The following is a 14,247-nucleotide window of genomic DNA, read 5'->3' on the forward strand; positions in this document are numbered from 1 at the left end:
GTTTGTGTTAATTCTACTTTTTTGTTTGCGGGTTGCGCCCTTGTGTTGGTATTTGACCCTTTTTTACTTGGGGGGTTTTGGTGGGGGGTGTGGGGGCGGGCAGGGCCCCGGTGGGGGGAATGGCCCCCGTTCCACCGCGGGGGGCGAGGCCCGGGCTGGCCGGCCCGGGGGCCGCCACCCCACCGCGGGGGGCAACGGCGGCCCGGCGCCCGGCACTACCGATACGGGCGTCAGCTCGACAGATGCTCGATCGCCGCCACCTTGCCCAGGCGCTCGCCCAGCATCGTCAGCAGCGCCAGGCGGTTGCCACGCAGTGCCGGATCTTCCGCGTTGACCATCACGCCATCGAAGAACGCGTCGACCTGCGGACGCAGGCGCGCCAGGCGTGCCAGCACCGCCACATAATCCTTCTGGTGCAGGCTGGCGCCGGTGTCATCGATGGCGGCGGTCACCGCTTCGGCCAGCGCGCGCTCGGCATCTTCCTGCAGCAGTGCCGCGTCGATCTGCGCCGGAATCTCGCCCTCGGCCTTGCGCAGGATGTTGCGGATGCGCTTGTTGGCCGCGGCCAGCGCCTCTGCCTCCGGCAGCGCGGCGAAGGTGCCGATCGCATCCAGGCGGCGATCGAAGTCGTACAGCGAGGCCGGCTTCAACTCGGCCACCGCGTTGAAGTGCGTGGCCGGCACGCCCTTGTCGCCGTAGTAGCCCTTCAGGCGGTCGAGGATGAAGTCGTAAAGCTCGCCGACATCGGCCTGCACGTTGCGCGCGGCCAGGCCGGCATTGGCGCTGGCCATCAGCGCGCGCAGGTCCAGTTCGAAGCCGCTTTCGATGATCGTGCGGGCCAGTCCCAGCGCATTGCGGCGCAGCGCGAACGGGTCCTTGTTGCCGGTCGGCTTCAGGCCTGCAGCGAAACCACCGGCCAGCGTATCCACGCGTTCGGCGATGGCCAGCACCTTGCCCAGCGGCGACAGCGCGATGTCGTCACCACCGAAGCGTGGCTGGTAGGCCTCGTCGATGGCCAGCGCCACGTCGGCCGATTCGCCACCGGCCACGGCGTAGTGGCGGCCGGCGATGCCCTGCAATTCCGGGAATTCGTTGACCATGCGCGACTGCAGGTCGTTCTTGGCCAGCTCGGCAGCCCGCTTGGCCTGCGCCGGATCGGCACCGACCTGGGCTGCGATCACTTCGGCCAGTGCGGCCACGCGCGCCACCTTGTCGGCCACGCTGCCCAGCTTGGCCTGGTAGGTCACCGTCTTCAGGCCGTCGCCCATCGGCACCAGGCCCTGCTTCAGGTCCTCGTCGAAGAAGAACTTGGCATCGGCAAAGCGCGGGCGGATCACCCGCTCGTAGCCCTTGGCCACTTCGGCCACGTCCTTCGATTCGATGTTGGCAATGCCGATGAACTTCTCGGTCAGCGTGCCGGCGGCATCCAGCACCGGGAAGAACTTCTGGTTGATCTCCATTGTCTCGATCAGCGCTTCCTGCGGCACCGCCAGGAACGCGCGTTCAAAGCTGCACAGCACCGCCGACGGCCATTCGACCAGGTTCACCACCTGCTCCAGGTTGTCTTCGGTGATGCGGGCGCTGCCACCGGCCCCGGCTGCGGCGGCCTCGACCTCGGCGACGATGCGCGCCCGTCGCTCGCTCGGGTCGACCAGCACGAACGCGGCGCGCAGCGCTTCAACGTAGTCCTGCGGCTGCGCCAGCGACACGGCCTGGTCGTGGTGGAAACGATGGCCACGGCTGGCGCGGCCGGCCTGCAGGCCGAACAGTTCGGCCTCGACCACATTGGCGCCGTGCAGCAGCACCAGCCAGTGTGCCGGGCGGGCGAAGCCCCAGGCGTGATCGCCCCAGCGCATCGGCTTGGGAATCGGCATCGCCGCGATCGCCTCGCGCAGGATGTCCGGCAACAGGCTGGCGGTGCTCGCGCCCGGGGTCACCGCGCGGTGCACGAAGCGCTCACCCTTGTTGTCGGTGGTCTTCTCCAGCGCGGTCCAGTCGATCCCGGCCTTGGCGGCGAAGCCCTGCAGGGCCTTGGTCGGCTGGCCTTCGGCATCCAGCGCGATGTTCAGGTACGGGCCCAGCACTTCGCTGTGCTGTTCCGGCTGTTCCAGGCCGACGCCCGGCAGCAGCACGGCCAGCCGGCGCGGGGTCGACAGCGGGCGGGCATCGCCCAGCTCCAGCGCGACGCCACGCTTGCGCAGGCCTTCGACAACACCGTCGAAGAACGCCTGGGCCAGGCCCGGCAGCGCCTTGACCGGCAGCTCCTCGGTGCCCAGTTCGATCAGCAGGGGGGACAATTGGCTCATCGGTTCGATCCTGTGGTGGGGGCGCAGCGCGCAACGCGTCCGGCGCCCCGGGTAGTTGATGAAAAGCGGGACGGTGCAGGAAGGCGGTCAGGCCTTCTTCGCACCCGGGAAGCCCAGCTTCTCGCGCTGCTCGTAATACGCCTTGGCCACCGCCTGGGCCAGCGCGCGCACGCGCAGGATGTAGCGCTGGCGCTCAGTCACGCTGATCGCGCGGCGCGCATCGAGCAGGTTGAAGGTATGGCTGGCCTTCATCACCTGCTCGTAGGCCGGCAGCGGCAGGCCCACTTCCACCAGCTTCTGCGCTTCACGCTCGCAGGCATCGAAGCGGTGGAACATTTCGTCCACGTCGGCGTATTCGAAGTTGTAGGTGCTCTGCTCCACCTCGTTCTGGTGGTAGACGTCGCCGTAGGTCACCGGCTGGCCGTCCGGGCCGTAGGTCCAGACCAGGTCATAGACGTTGTCGCAGTTCTGCAGGTACATGCACAGGCGCTCGAGACCGTAGGTGATCTCGCCCAGCACCGGGCGGCACTCCAGGCCACCGGCCTGCTGGAAGTAGGTGAACTGGGTCACTTCCATGCCGTTGAGCCAGACTTCCCAGCCCAGGCCCCACGCGCCCAGCGTCGGCGATTCCCAGTTGTCCTCGACGAAGCGCAGGTCGTGCACCAGCGGATCGATGCCCAGTGCCTTCAGCGAATCCAGGTACAGCTGCTGGATGTTGTCCGGCGCCGGCTTCATCGCCACCTGGTACTGGTAGTAGCGCTGCAGGCGGTTCGGGTTCTCGCCGTAGCGGCCATCGGTCGGCCGCCGCGACGGCTGCACATAGGCCGCGTTCCAGCTTTCCGGACCGATCGCACGCAGGAAGGTGGCCGGGTGGAAGGTACCGGCGCCCACCTCCAGGTCGAGCGGCTGGATGAGCACGCAGCCCTGCTGGGCCCAGAACTGGTTCAGGGTCTGGATCAGGCCCTGGAAGGTGATCGGAACGGTCGGGGTCGCGGACATGCGTACGAGTCTTGGCCGGCAAGGGGGTGCGCTAGTATAACGGCCGACCTGCGGGGCATTCCGTACCCGGGAGGAGCAGGCAGATGGAACATCGGCTGCCGGTGGGCACGCCCGGCGAGCCAGGCGGCGTCCCGCTGCCGTGGGGCCGCCTGCATTTCGAGCAGGTCGGTGCGGCGCTGCTGGCCGACGGCCTGGTCGCCGAGCACGAGGGCGAGCGCATGCGGTTTTCCGCACAGGGCGCGCGCAATGCCAGTGAAGTGCACCCGCTGGTGCTGCTGTCCAACCTCAAGCTGGCCACCCGCGACGGCGGCGAACTGACCCTGGAACGCCTGACCGAATGGCTGGCCCAACGCACCGGCAGCCGCTACCTGCGCATCGATCCGACCCGGGTCGACGTCGCTGCGGTCACCGCGCTGGTCTCCCACGCCTATGCCCGTCGCCACCGCTTCCTGCCGCTGGCAGTGGATGCCGAACGGGTGCTGGTGGCCACCAGCGAGCCGCTGGTGCAGGAATGGCGCCGCGACCTGCAGCACCTGACCCGCCGCCGCATCGAGCTGGCGGTGGTCAATCCGCTCGACCTGCACCGCTACACCATGGAGTTCTACGGGGTGACCCGTTCGGTGCGTGGCGCGCGCGGCGACGTCCGCGGCGAGGCCAACACCACCCTGCCCAGCTTCGAGCAGCTGGTCGAGCTGGGCCGCACCGGCGACGTCAATGCCGACGACCAGCACATCGTGCACATCGTCGACTGGCTGCTGCAGTACGCCTATGAGCAGCGCGCCTCGGACATCCACCTGGAACCGCGCCGCGAGATGGGACGCATGCGCTTCCGCATCGACGGCGTGCTGCACAAGGTGTTCGAGGTGCCGCCGGCGGTGATGACCGCGGTGGTCAGCCGCATCAAGGTACTCGGCCGAATGGACCTGGCCGAGCGCCGGCGCCCGCAGGACGGCCGCATCAAGACCCGCTCGCCGGGTGGCCGCGAGGTCGAGATGCGCCTGTCGACCATGCCCACCGCGTTCGGCGAGAAGTGCGTGATGCGCATCTTCGACCCCGATGCCGCCTTCAAGAGCATCGACCAGCTCGGTTTCAGCCCGCAGGAGGCCGCTGGCTGGAATGCACTGGTTGAGCGCCCGCACGGCATCGTGCTGGTCACCGGCCCGACCGGCTCGGGCAAGACCACCACCCTGTATTCCACGCTGAAGCGGCTGGCCACGCCGGACGTGAACGTGTGCACGGTGGAGGACCCGATCGAGATGATCGCGCCCGAGTTCAACCAGATGCAGGTGCAGGCCAACATCGACCTGGACTTCGCCAGCGGCGTGCGCACCCTGCTGCGGCAGGACCCGGACATCATCATGATCGGCGAGATCCGCGATCTGGAGACCGCGCAGATGGCGGTGCAGGCGTCGCTGACCGGCCATCTGGTGCTGTCCACCCTGCACACCAACGATGCACCGTCGGCGGTCACCCGCCTGCTCGACCTGGGCGTGCCGCACTACCTGCTGGCCAGCACCCTCAACGGCATCCTCGCCCAGCGCCTGGTGCGTACCCTGTGCCCGCACTGCAAGCAGCCGCACACCCTTGGTGCTGCCGACTGGGCGGTGCTCGCTGATAGCCAGGCTGCATATCCAGATGCCGCCACGCCCTGTCGTCCGGTCGGTTGCCTGGAGTGCCGGCGCACCGGATTCCTCGGCCGCATCGGCCTGTATGAGTTGCTGCCATTGGGCTCGCGGCTGCGCGGGCAGATCCGCGCCGACATGGATCTGGCCGGTTTCACCCGTGCCGCGCGCGCTGAAGGGCTGCGAACCCTGCGCCAGGCCGGGCTTGAAAAGGTGGCGCAGGGGCTGACTACAATCGAGGAAGTCCTGTCAGTGCTGCCGCCCCCGGATGAACCCAGCCCCCTTCCTGATCCTTGAAACCGGCCGCCCGGTACCGTCGCTGCGCCGCTACGGGCGCTTTCCGCACTGGATCCGCGTCGCCGCCGGGCTGGAAGAGCACGAGACGGTGGTGGTCGATGTCGAACATGGCGACGCATTGCCCGACCCGCGCGCCTTCGCCGGCGTACTGGTGACCGGCTCGGCCGCCTTCGTTACTGACCACGCCGACTGGAGCGAGCGCAGCGCGGCGTGGCTGCGCCAGACCGTCCACGCCGGCCTGCCGGTGTTCGGCATCTGCTACGGCCACCAGCTGCTGGCGCATGCGCTGGGCGGTGAGGTGGCCTACAATCCGGCCGGGCGCGAGTCCGGCACGATCGAGCTGGAGCTGCAGCCACAGGCGGCACAGGATCCGCTGTTCCAGGGCCTGCCGCAGCACTTTGCCGCCCACGCCACCCACCTGCAGACCGTGCTGCGCGCGCCCGACGGTGCCGAGGTGCTGGCACGCTCGCCGCTGGATGGCTGCCACGCGTTCCGCTGGGGGCGCCAGGCGTGGGGCGTGCAGTTCCACCCCGAATTCGCCACCCACCACATGCGCGGCTACGTGCGCGCCCGCGCCGACTGCATCGGCCGCCACGGCGGCTGCGCGCGCAGCATCGAGCGCGCAGTCAGCGCCGCACCGCTGGCCCGCCAGCTGCTGCGCCGCTTCGTCCGACAGGCGCGGCTGTCTTCAGCCCAGCCGGCGGCAAAACAGGGATAATCAGCGGCACGGGCAACCGCCCGTCCCCTCCTGTCCTTCCCGGATGTCCATGAAAGAGATTCGCAAGCTGCCGGCCTCGGCGGGCGCCCAGTGGTTGCTGGATACGTTCTCGCTGTATCGGCGTGCGCCGCTGCAGCTGGCCCGGATCGGCCTGGCCTGGCTGCTGGTGAGCTGGGTGGTCACCCTGTTGTCGACGCTGATTCCCGGCGCCGCCGGCATGGCCGTGCAGCTGATGACCCTGGCCATCTCGCCGATCATGTTCGGCGGCATGCTCTACGCCGTGGGTGAGATCGACGAAGGCCGCCCGGGCCTGTCCTCGCACCTGCTGCAGCCGATCCGCGACCACCGCGTCAGCCACCTGCTGGTGCCGCTGGCGATCCAGGTGCTGGCGGTGCTGCTGCTGGGCGCGTTGCTGTTCATGATGATCGGCCGCGAAGGCTTCACCGCCTTCAGCGACGTCATGACCAAGATGGAAGAGATCAGCCGCAGTGGCCAGCAGATCAAGCCGGACGATGCCGCGGCGCTGGTCGCCAACCTGCCGGCCAAGCGCATCGCGCTGTGGATGCTGCTGGTGTTCCTGAGCGCGGTGGCGCTCTCGCTGGCGATGTTCACCCAGCCGGCGCTGGTGGTGTTCGACAAGCAGAGCGGCATGCACGCGCTGCGCCTGAGCCTGCAGGGCTGCATCGAGAACATCGGCGCGATGATCGTGTTCGCCGTGCTCGGCCTGATCGCTGCGTTCTGCATCTACATCCTGTTCGTGATCGTGATCCAGATCGCGATGCTGATCGGAGGCCCGCTGGCTGCCGCCTTCATCGCCCAGCTGGTGCTGACCACGGTGCTGATGCCGCTGTATGTCGGCGCGGTCTACGCCGCGTGGAAGCAGATGTTCGTGCACCGTGGCAGCCGCGCGGCGCCGCCGGTCCCGACCACGCCGACCTCGAGCGACGTGTTCCACGCCTGACCGGTCCCACCGGTAGCGCCGGGCCATGCCCGGCGGTGGCATCACATCGCACCCCGCACGCCGGGCATGGCCCGGCGCTACCGCATCACGCGGCGGGTTTCTTCACCGCCGACGATGGCACCAGCCAGCGTGCGGCGTGGATGCCCAGCTCGTAGAGCAGGCACATCGGGATCGCCAGCATCAGCTGCGAAACCACGTCCGGCGGGGTCAGCACCGCCGCCAGCACGAAGATGCCGACGATCGCGTAACCACGGCCTTCCTTGAACTGCTGCGGCGTCACCCAGCCCAGCAGGACCAGGATCACCATCGCCACCGGCAGTTCGAAACTGCCACCGAAGGCGAAGAAGATCGCCAGCACGAAATCCAGGTAGGCATTCGCATCCGGGGTGATCGCGATCACGTCCGGGCTGAAGGTGGTCAGGAAATGGAACACCGCCGGCAGCACCAGGAAGTAGGCGAAGGCACAGCCGGTGTAGAACAGCAGTACCGAAGACACCAGCAGCGGCACCGCCAGGCGCTTCTCACGCGCGTACAGCCCCGGGGCGACGAAGGCCCACAGCTGGTACAGCAGCCACGGCACCGCCACGAACAGGGCCACGAAGAAGGTCAGCTTCAATGGCGCGAAGAAGGCTCCGGCCGGATTGGTCGCGATCATCGTCTGCCCGTTGGGCAGCTGCGAGACCAGCGGTTCGGCCAGCGCGTTGTACAGCTTCTGGGTAAATGGCAGCAGCGCCAGCAGCACCACGCCCAGGCCCAGCAGTGCGCGCACCAGGCGGCCGCGCAGCTCCACCAGATGTTCGACCAGCGAGCTTTCGCCGAAATCCTGTTCACTCATGGCTGGCGCTCCGTGCGCTGCGGCGTCGGAGCACCGGCTTCAGGGGGTGTCGCCGGCGTAGGCTCGGGAGCAACGCTCTCCTGTGCCGGCGCATCGGCATCGGGCGCAGCGCTCATATGCGGCGGCAGATCCGCAGGCGCCGGTGCGCGAACCTCCTGCGCCAGCGTATCGCCCTGCTGCTGCGCCTGCTGCGCTTCGCGACGGATCGCTTCACCGCTGGCGCGCAGCTGGTTCTCGGTGTCCTGCATGCCTTGGCGCACGTCCTGCATCTGCCGCTTGATGTCCTCGGCCTGCAGTTCGCGCTCCAGTTCCTGTTTCACCGAATCCCACTGATTGCGGGCACGGCGCACCCACAGGCCGGCGAAGCGGGCCGCCTTGGGCAGGCGCTCGGGACCGAGCACCACCAGGGCGACCACCGCGATCACCAGCAGTTCGCTGAAGCCGATATCGAACACCGCAACCGCTCCGGATCAGCGAGCGTTACGGTCGTGCTCGTCCTGCGCGGTGCGCGAGGCGTCCTGGCTGCGCGACTCATCGCCCAGCTGCGCGTTCGGCTTGTCTTCGTCGCGCATGCCCTTCTTGAATTCCTTGACCGCCGAGCCGAGGTCCTTGGCGCCACTGGTCAGGCGCTTGGTGCCGAACACCAGCAGGACGATGGCCAGCACGACCAACCAATGCCAGATGCTGAAACTGCCCATAAAGACGCTCGTTACGTTAGTGATCAGGCTGTCGAGCATAGCGCACCGGGTGTTAGCCGGCGCGCGTGACGAAAGTCAGTTTCCGCCCAGCGTTTCCGTGCGGATTTCGCCGTCGTTGACCGGCTGGAAGCCCTGCTGCTGCGGCGGCGGGTTCTGCGGCACGTTCTGCAGCGGCGCGGTGGTGGCTTCGGTTGGGGCGGCCGGCGCTGCCTGAACAGGCGCCGGCGCAACCGCCGGGGTCGCCGCCGGACGCGGTGCACTGCCACCGTTGCCGTTGCGGTTGTTGCGGGCGGCGTAGGTGGCCTCTTCCAGACGATCACGGAAGGCGACCACGTCCATCGACGGCGCACCGGCGGCGCGACCTTCGAAGATCATGCGCGGCGTGGTGTTGCTGCCGTAGGCGTCAAGGTTGGCGGCATCGTCGATCTGCAGCACCGCACCATCCAGCGCGACGCCCGCGAACAGCCCACGGGCACGCGACCAAGACCAGATCTCGGCCTTCAGCTGGCCGTCGGTGGCGGCGGCGGCATTGCGGCCGACCGGACCGGCGGCAACGCCGGCATCGGCGCCGAGCGTGAACTTGCCGTTGACCAGATTGTCCAGGCTGCGGTCGTTGCGGAACACCAGCACCACATCCGAAGATTGCACGCCGGCCTGGAAGCCGATGCTGCCACCGGTTAGCTTCACGAACACCGGGTTGGACCAGGCGCCATTGGGCATGCGCACCGACATCAGGCCGTGGCCACGGCGACCGCCAATGACCAGACCGGCCTTGATCGTGTCGGGAATGACGATGACCGCGCGGCCTTCGTCGAGCAATTTATCCGGAATGCCCTGTTCAGGAATTTCCTGGATTTCAGCCAGCACGCGCACGGCGTTGCGGGCGCGCTGGTCTTCCTGCGGTCCGGCCATGGCCTGGCTGGACAGCAGGCTGGCGGCGATCAGCAGGGCTTGGATCGGGCGACGCATGGCAGGCTCCAGAAGTCAGTCCATAGGAAGATATAGCAAGTGACTGAAATTAGTGGTGTTGCCATGAATCCCCAATGAGCGTTCCCTGCCCGCATTGATGGATGCGCGCTATGCCTGCAATCCGAACCCTGCATCCCGGTGCGGCGCCGGATAGGCGACAATACCGCCCATGCTCGACGCACCCGATACCGCCGTGCTGGCGGTCAACCTAGGCACGCCCGAGACGCCGACGGCCCCCGCCGTACGCCGTTACCTGGCCGAATTCCTGTCCGACCCGCGCGTGGTCGCGATTCCGGCACTGCTCTGGCAGCCGCTGCTGCGCGGGCTGATCCTGCCGCTGCGAAGCGGCCGGTCGGCGGCCAAGTACGCCCAGGTCTGGCTGCCCGACGGCTCACCGCTGATGGTGCATACGCGCCAGCTGGCGCAGGCCATGCAGGCCCTGCTGCCGACCCTGACGGTGCGCCATGCGATGCGCTATGGCGAACCGGCGCTGGCCGGCGAGCTCGACCGTCTGGCCGCCGACGGCGCGCGCCGGATCGTCGTGCTGCCGTTGTACCCGCAGTACTCCACCACCACCACCGCCTCGGTCGAAGACCGCGTCGATGCGTGGCAGCGCCGCAACCCGGGCGTGACCGTGAGCCTGGTGCGGGATTACTCGGTCGATCCCGGCTGGGTCGAGGCCGTAGCCGGCTCGATCCGCCGCTACTGGGAACAGCACGGTCGCGGTCAGAAACTGATGTTCTCCTTCCATGGTATCCCGCAGCGCCTGGCCGACGCGGGCGACCCGTATCCGCAGCGCTGCGAGGCCAGTGCGCAGGCCATCGCCAATGCACTGGGCCTGGACAAGGACGACTGGCAGATGGGTTACCAGTCGCGCTTCGGCCGCGAGCGCTGGTTGCAGCCGTATGCCGAGCCCAGCCTGTGGGCGCTGGCCGAATCCGGCGTGAAGCAGATCGACGTGGTCTGCCCCGGATTCGCCACCGACTGCCTGGAAACGTTGGAAGAGGTCGCGCTGGGCTTCACCGAAACACTGGCCGAGCGCGGTGCGACGATGCGCTACATCCCCTGCCTCAACGCCGAGCCGGAGCATGCACGCGCCCTGGCACGGCTGGCCGTGTCCTCGCTGGCATGAGCCTGCAACCGTTTGAATTCCAGGTCGGGGGCGCACGCGTCGCCGGCCTGCGCAACCACGGCGGCGGCCCACGCGTGCTGGCCCTGCATGGCTGGCTCGACAACGCCGCCAGCTTCGTGCCGCTGGCGCCGCACCTGTCGGCGTTGCAGCTGGTTGCCATCGATCTGCCCGGCCACGGTCACAGCGCGCACCTGCCGGCGGGTGCCAGCTACACCACGGCCGCCGCGATCTGCCACGTACTCGATGTGGCCGACGCGCTGGGCTGGGACCGATTCAGCCTGCTCGGCCATTCAATGGGTGCCGGCATCGCCAGTCTCACCGCCTCGGTCAGCGACCGTGTCGATCGGCTGGTGGCGATCGAAGCACTCGGCGGCCTGCGCGGTCCCGAGGAAGAAACGGCGCATCGCCTGCGCGAGCATGTGAACGCCACGCGGGCGTTGGCACGCAAGCAGCTGCGCGTGTTTCCCGATCTGGCAGCGCCGATCCGCGCGCGGATGATGACCAACCAGCTCAGCGAACCCTGCGCACGGCTGCTGGTCGAGCGCGGCGTGGAACCGGTCGAAGGTGGCTACCGCTGGTGCAGCGACCCGCGCCTGATGCTGCCCACCGCGATCCGCCTCAGCGAAGGCCAGATCGACAACCTGCTGCAGGCCATCGCCTGCCCGACGCAGGTGATCTATGCCACGCCGGCACAGTCCTACTACCCCGAGCCGATGCGCAGCGATCGCCTGCAGCACCTGCGTGATGGACGGCTGGCCGTGTTTCCCGGCAACCACCACCTGCATATGGAAGACCCGGCACGCATCGCCCCGGTGATCCTGCGCTTCTTCAGCAACGACAACGCCGACTGAGTCGCAGCGTCCGCGCACTTCATTCTGCGCAGTTGCGGCCGATACATCGGTTGCGGGCCACTGCGTCCGCAGCACGTGGGCCCGGTCGGGCCTGCGGCGTGTGTCTGGTCCTGCAAGGAAGTCCGCATGCCCGCTCCATTGCTCCGTCACCCACAGGATGTGGTCACGGCGCCCCGTCTGCGCGACGTTGATTGCGTCGCATTCCCCGAATTCCCGGTCCATGCCCTGGCCACGCACTCGTGCGTGCGTCACCGTGTGGCCGTAGCCGTCTGCTGATCCAGGAGTCGCCGATGTCCGCTGCATCCACTCGTCCCCCCGATACCGCCCGCCTGCCGCATCTGCAGCAGCTCGCCCACCGCGCTGACCGCCGATTGCTGATCGGCAGTGCGGCACTGGCGGTGGCCGGCCTGGTGCTGGCCCTGCGGGGTCCGCAGCTGCAGGCCGCCGCGTTGGTGGCCGTCGCCGTGCTGCCAGCCGCGTGGTTCGGCGGACCGCAGGCGGGCCGGGCCGTCGCCCGCAACGGCTTGGCATTGCTGTTGTCGCTGCAGCTGGCCGTGTTGTGCGCGATCGCCGGCCTGTCACCGGCGTTGCCGATTGCCCTGCTGCTGGGCGTGCTGCTGGGCCACCGCGATCGCCTTCCGGTGTGGCTGGCCGGTGGCGTCGGCACGCTCGCGCTGCTGGCACCGCTGCAGGCGGGCGCTGCCGCGTGGCCAACGCTGCTGCAGGCCGGCATGTTCGCGGGCCTGACCTTGTTCCTCGGCCAGGTCGCACTGCGCCTTCGGCAGCAGACCGAGGCCCTTGGCCACGGCCCGCGTCGGCTTGCCGCGCTGGCACGCGACATTGCCACCGGTGCCGATCTTGGTGCACATGCCGACACCAGCGCCTATGCACCGGGTTCACTCGCCCACGCCCTGGCCGACACTGCACGCCACGTGCAGGCCCAGCGTGGTCTCGAGGCGGCGGTGCATGCCGAGAATGCGCAGATCCGCCAGGCGCTGGATGCCTCGCGCACCGCGATGATGATCGCCGACAACGATCACGTGATCCGCTATGTGAACCGCTCGGTGGTGGCTCTGCTGCGCAACCAGCAGGCGACACTGCGCCAGGCCTTCCCTGACTTCGATGCCGAACGCCTGGTCGGCAGCAGCATCCATCGCTTCCATGCCAACCCGGACCGCATCCGCGCCATCCTCAATGGCCTGCAGGCCAGTCACAACGGCAAGGTACAGATCGGCCCGGTGCACTTCGCCCAGGTGGTCACCCCGGTGTTCGATGCACAGGGCATGCGCCTCGGCTTCGCCGTGGAATGGCATGACCGTACCCAGGAGCTGGCGCTTGAGAACGCCGTGGCCGGCATCGTCGCTGCTGCCGCTGCCGGCGATCTGGGCCAGCGCCTGCAGGCGACCGAAGGCGCCAGCTTCCTCGATGGCCTGACCGGTGGCATCAACCAGCTGCTCGATACGCTGGGCAGCACCGTCGATGAAGTACGGCAGATGCTTTCGGCGCTGGCCAACGGCGATCTCGATCGGCGCATGCGCGGTGAGTACCACGGTGCCTTCGCCGCGATCCAGCGCGATGCCAACGCCACCGCCGGTCAGCTGGCGCGCATGGTGGGCCGCATCCAGCAGTGCGCAGCCTCGATCAGTACCGCCGCCAGCGAGATCGCTGCAGGCAATGGTGCGCTGTCCGAGCGCAGCGAGCGCCAGGCGGCGCACCTGCAGGAAACCGCAGCCTCGATGGAGGAGCTGACCGCCACCGTGCGCCAGAATGCTGCGCATGCGCGCGAGGCCAGTGAGCTGGCTGCGTCCACGCAGAGCGCCGCCAGTGATGGCAACACCGCGATGCAGCGGGTTGTCGACACCATGCAGGCGATTGAAGGCGCCTCGAAGCGGATCGGCGACATCACCGGCGTGATCGACGGGATCGCCTTCCAGACCAATATCCTCGCGCTCAATGCGGCGGTGGAAGCCGCGCGTGCCGGTGAACAGGGTCGTGGCTTCGCCGTGGTGGCCAGCGAGGTGCGCGTGTTGGCGCAGCGCTCCGCCGCCGCTGCACAGGAAATCAAGAAGCTGATCGATGAGGCAAGCCGGCAGGTGGGCGAAGGTGCCCAGCTGGTGGCCGACGCCGGCAAGCGGATGCAGGGCATTGTCGGCGGCGTGGAGAATGTCAGCCATCTGATGCGTGAGATCTCGGCGGCCTCGCAGGAGCAGTCGACCGGCATCGAGCAGATCAACCAGACCGTGGTGCAGATGGATCAGGCCACGCAGCAGAACGCGGCGCTGGTGGAAGAAGCCACCGCGGCCGCACGCGAGCTGCAGTCGCAGGCGGGGACGCTTACCGAGGCGGTATCGGTGTTCCGCCAGCAGGAACCGCACGATGTCCCGCGGGCCGCCTGATCCGGGCCTGCAATGCGATCCTGGTCAAGACGGCGCCCGCAGGGCGCCGTTTTTTTGCCTGCTTTTGCGTGATGGGTCAGGAAAAGTCCGCTTCCGGACCTGCCGTGAGGAGCGGCCAGCCCTGTTTGGCGCCGCATCCACACACGGCGTGGATCTACCGGTAGTGCCGGCCGCTGGCCGGCAATCGATTGGTAGCGGCCAACCTTGGTTGGCGCAATGCTTCCTCGTGGACGGCATCCACGCATGGCGTGGATCTACCGGGCGATGTAACGCCATCGGGTTGCCGGCCAGCGGTCGGCACTACCCACGTTTCCTGCGCACAAAGAAAAACCCCGCTGCGTCAGCAGCGGGGTTTTGGGTGTAAACCCTGGCGATGACCTACTCTCGCATGGCTTGAGCCACACTACCATCGGCGCAGCTGCGTTTCACTTCCGAGTTCGGGATGGGATCGGGTGGTTCCACA

Annotated in this window: 12 protein-coding genes and 1 rRNA gene; 6 read left to right on the forward strand and 7 right to left on the reverse strand. The window is 68.2% G+C overall.

The window, feature by feature from the left end; translation table 11 throughout:
* Window positions 1-230: 230 nt before the first annotated feature.
* Both glyS and glyQ read right to left on the reverse strand, forming a co-directional pair.
* Window positions 231-2,306 carry a glycine--tRNA ligase subunit beta gene (gene glyS / locus RCF13_RS20020; RefSeq protein ID WP_231352404.1) on the reverse strand — a complete coding sequence of 692 codons (2,076 nt, stop codon included), beginning with the start codon at window positions 2,304-2,306 and terminating at the stop codon, window positions 231-233.
* 87 nt (window positions 2,307-2,393) lie between these two features.
* Window positions 2,394-3,305, reverse strand: a complete 912-nt coding sequence (gene glyQ, locus RCF13_RS20025) for a glycine--tRNA ligase subunit alpha (protein ID WP_049412007.1) — start codon at window positions 3,303-3,305, stop codon at window positions 2,394-2,396.
* A gap of 83 nt (window positions 3,306-3,388) precedes the next feature.
* Between glyQ and RCF13_RS20030 the strand changes: the two genes are divergently transcribed.
* The 3 genes from RCF13_RS20030 to RCF13_RS20040 are packed head-to-tail and all read left to right on the forward strand — an operon-like array spanning window position 3,389 to window position 6,903.
* Window positions 3,389-5,224, forward strand: a complete 1,836-nt coding sequence (locus RCF13_RS20030; RefSeq protein WP_134968351.1) for a GspE/PulE family protein — start codon at window positions 3,389-3,391, stop codon at window positions 5,222-5,224.
* Entirely contained in the window at window positions 5,196-5,942 is a 747-nt protein-coding gene (locus RCF13_RS20035; protein ID WP_061480669.1) for a glutamine amidotransferase, read from the forward strand. The genes RCF13_RS20030 and RCF13_RS20035 overlap by 29 nt, the downstream gene beginning before the upstream one ends.
* 49 nt (window positions 5,943-5,991) lie before the next feature.
* Window positions 5,992-6,903: a BPSS1780 family membrane protein gene (locus tag RCF13_RS20040; RefSeq protein ID WP_061480670.1), complete on the forward strand. Its 912-nt coding sequence runs from the start codon at window positions 5,992-5,994 to the stop codon at window positions 6,901-6,903.
* A gap of 85 nt (window positions 6,904-6,988) precedes the next feature.
* Here the strand turns inward: RCF13_RS20040 and tatC are convergent, their stop codons facing one another.
* The 4 genes from tatC to RCF13_RS20060 all read right to left on the reverse strand — a co-directional run bounded on the left by tatC (window position 6,989) and on the right by RCF13_RS20060 (window position 9,405).
* The gene (gene tatC / locus RCF13_RS20045) at window positions 6,989-7,738 is read right to left on the reverse strand and encodes a twin-arginine translocase subunit TatC (protein ID WP_005420449.1); all 750 of its coding nucleotides are present in this window, start codon (window positions 7,736-7,738) and stop codon (window positions 6,989-6,991) included.
* Window positions 7,735-8,193, reverse strand: coding sequence for a Sec-independent protein translocase protein TatB (tatB, locus tag RCF13_RS20050; RefSeq protein ID WP_061480671.1), 459 nt, complete (start codon window positions 8,191-8,193; stop codon window positions 7,735-7,737). Before tatB ends, tatC begins: the two co-directional genes overlap by 4 nt.
* A 15-nt stretch (window positions 8,194-8,208) precedes the next feature.
* A complete protein-coding gene (gene tatA, locus RCF13_RS20055) occupies window positions 8,209-8,436 on the reverse strand; it encodes a Sec-independent protein translocase subunit TatA (RefSeq protein ID WP_005420453.1) in 228 nt (75 codons plus the stop codon).
* Window positions 8,437-8,511: 75 nt separating this feature from the next.
* Window positions 8,512-9,405 carry a YSC84-related protein gene (locus RCF13_RS20060; protein ID WP_061480672.1) on the reverse strand — a complete coding sequence of 298 codons (894 nt, stop codon included), beginning with the start codon at window positions 9,403-9,405 and terminating at the stop codon, window positions 8,512-8,514.
* 169 nt (window positions 9,406-9,574) lie between these two features.
* Here RCF13_RS20060 and hemH point away from each other — a divergent pair, with 169 nt between their 5' ends.
* From hemH to RCF13_RS20075, 3 genes are all read left to right on the forward strand, one after another.
* Window positions 9,575-10,537, forward strand: a complete 963-nt coding sequence (gene hemH / locus RCF13_RS20065; RefSeq protein ID WP_049411985.1) for a ferrochelatase — start codon at window positions 9,575-9,577, stop codon at window positions 10,535-10,537.
* On the forward strand, window positions 10,534-11,388 hold the full coding sequence (locus RCF13_RS20070) for an alpha/beta hydrolase (protein WP_061480673.1): 855 nt from the start codon (window positions 10,534-10,536) through the stop codon (window positions 11,386-11,388). The genes hemH and RCF13_RS20070 overlap by 4 nt, the downstream gene beginning before the upstream one ends.
* 290 nt (window positions 11,389-11,678) lie before the next feature.
* Complete coding sequence (locus RCF13_RS20075; RefSeq protein WP_231352408.1) at window positions 11,679-13,784, forward strand: methyl-accepting chemotaxis protein; 2,106 nt, start codon at window positions 11,679-11,681, stop codon at window positions 13,782-13,784.
* Window positions 13,785-14,149: 365 nt separating this feature from the next.
* Here the strand turns inward: RCF13_RS20075 and rrf are convergent.
* Window positions 14,150-14,247, reverse strand: a 5S ribosomal RNA gene (gene rrf, locus RCF13_RS20080); the annotation flags it as partial.

Source organism: Stenotrophomonas maltophilia group sp. RNC7 (genome assembly GCF_030910085.1).
Classification (GTDB): domain Bacteria; phylum Pseudomonadota; class Gammaproteobacteria; order Xanthomonadales; family Xanthomonadaceae; genus Stenotrophomonas; species Stenotrophomonas sepilia.

Bases quoted from the DNA above. Each gene is read 5' to 3' on its own strand.
- hemH (WP_049411985.1), top strand. From the start codon at position 9,575: ATGCTCGACGCACCCGATACCGCCGTGCTGGCGGTCAACCTAGGCACG.
- RCF13_RS20035 (WP_061480669.1), top strand. From the start codon at position 5,196: ATGAACCCAGCCCCCTTCCTGATCCTTGAAACCGGCCGCCCGGTACCG.
- RCF13_RS20060 (WP_061480672.1), bottom strand. From the start codon at position 9,405: ATGCGTCGCCCGATCCAAGCCCTGCTGATCGCCGCCAGCCTGCTGTCC.
- RCF13_RS20070 (WP_061480673.1), top strand. From the start codon at position 10,534: ATGAGCCTGCAACCGTTTGAATTCCAGGTCGGGGGCGCACGCGTCGCC.
- RCF13_RS20030 (WP_134968351.1), top strand. From the start codon at position 3,389: ATGGAACATCGGCTGCCGGTGGGCACGCCCGGCGAGCCAGGCGGCGTC.
- RCF13_RS20075 (WP_231352408.1), top strand. From the start codon at position 11,679: ATGTCCGCTGCATCCACTCGTCCCCCCGATACCGCCCGCCTGCCGCAT.
- RCF13_RS20040 (WP_061480670.1), top strand. From the start codon at position 5,992: ATGAAAGAGATTCGCAAGCTGCCGGCCTCGGCGGGCGCCCAGTGGTTG.
- tatA (WP_005420453.1), bottom strand. From the start codon at position 8,436: ATGGGCAGTTTCAGCATCTGGCATTGGTTGGTCGTGCTGGCCATCGTC.
- glyS (WP_231352404.1), bottom strand. From the start codon at position 2,306: ATGAGCCAATTGTCCCCCCTGCTGATCGAACTGGGCACCGAGGAGCTG.
- glyQ (WP_049412007.1), bottom strand. From the start codon at position 3,305: ATGTCCGCGACCCCGACCGTTCCGATCACCTTCCAGGGCCTGATCCAG.
- tatC (WP_005420449.1), bottom strand. From the start codon at position 7,738: ATGAGTGAACAGGATTTCGGCGAAAGCTCGCTGGTCGAACATCTGGTG.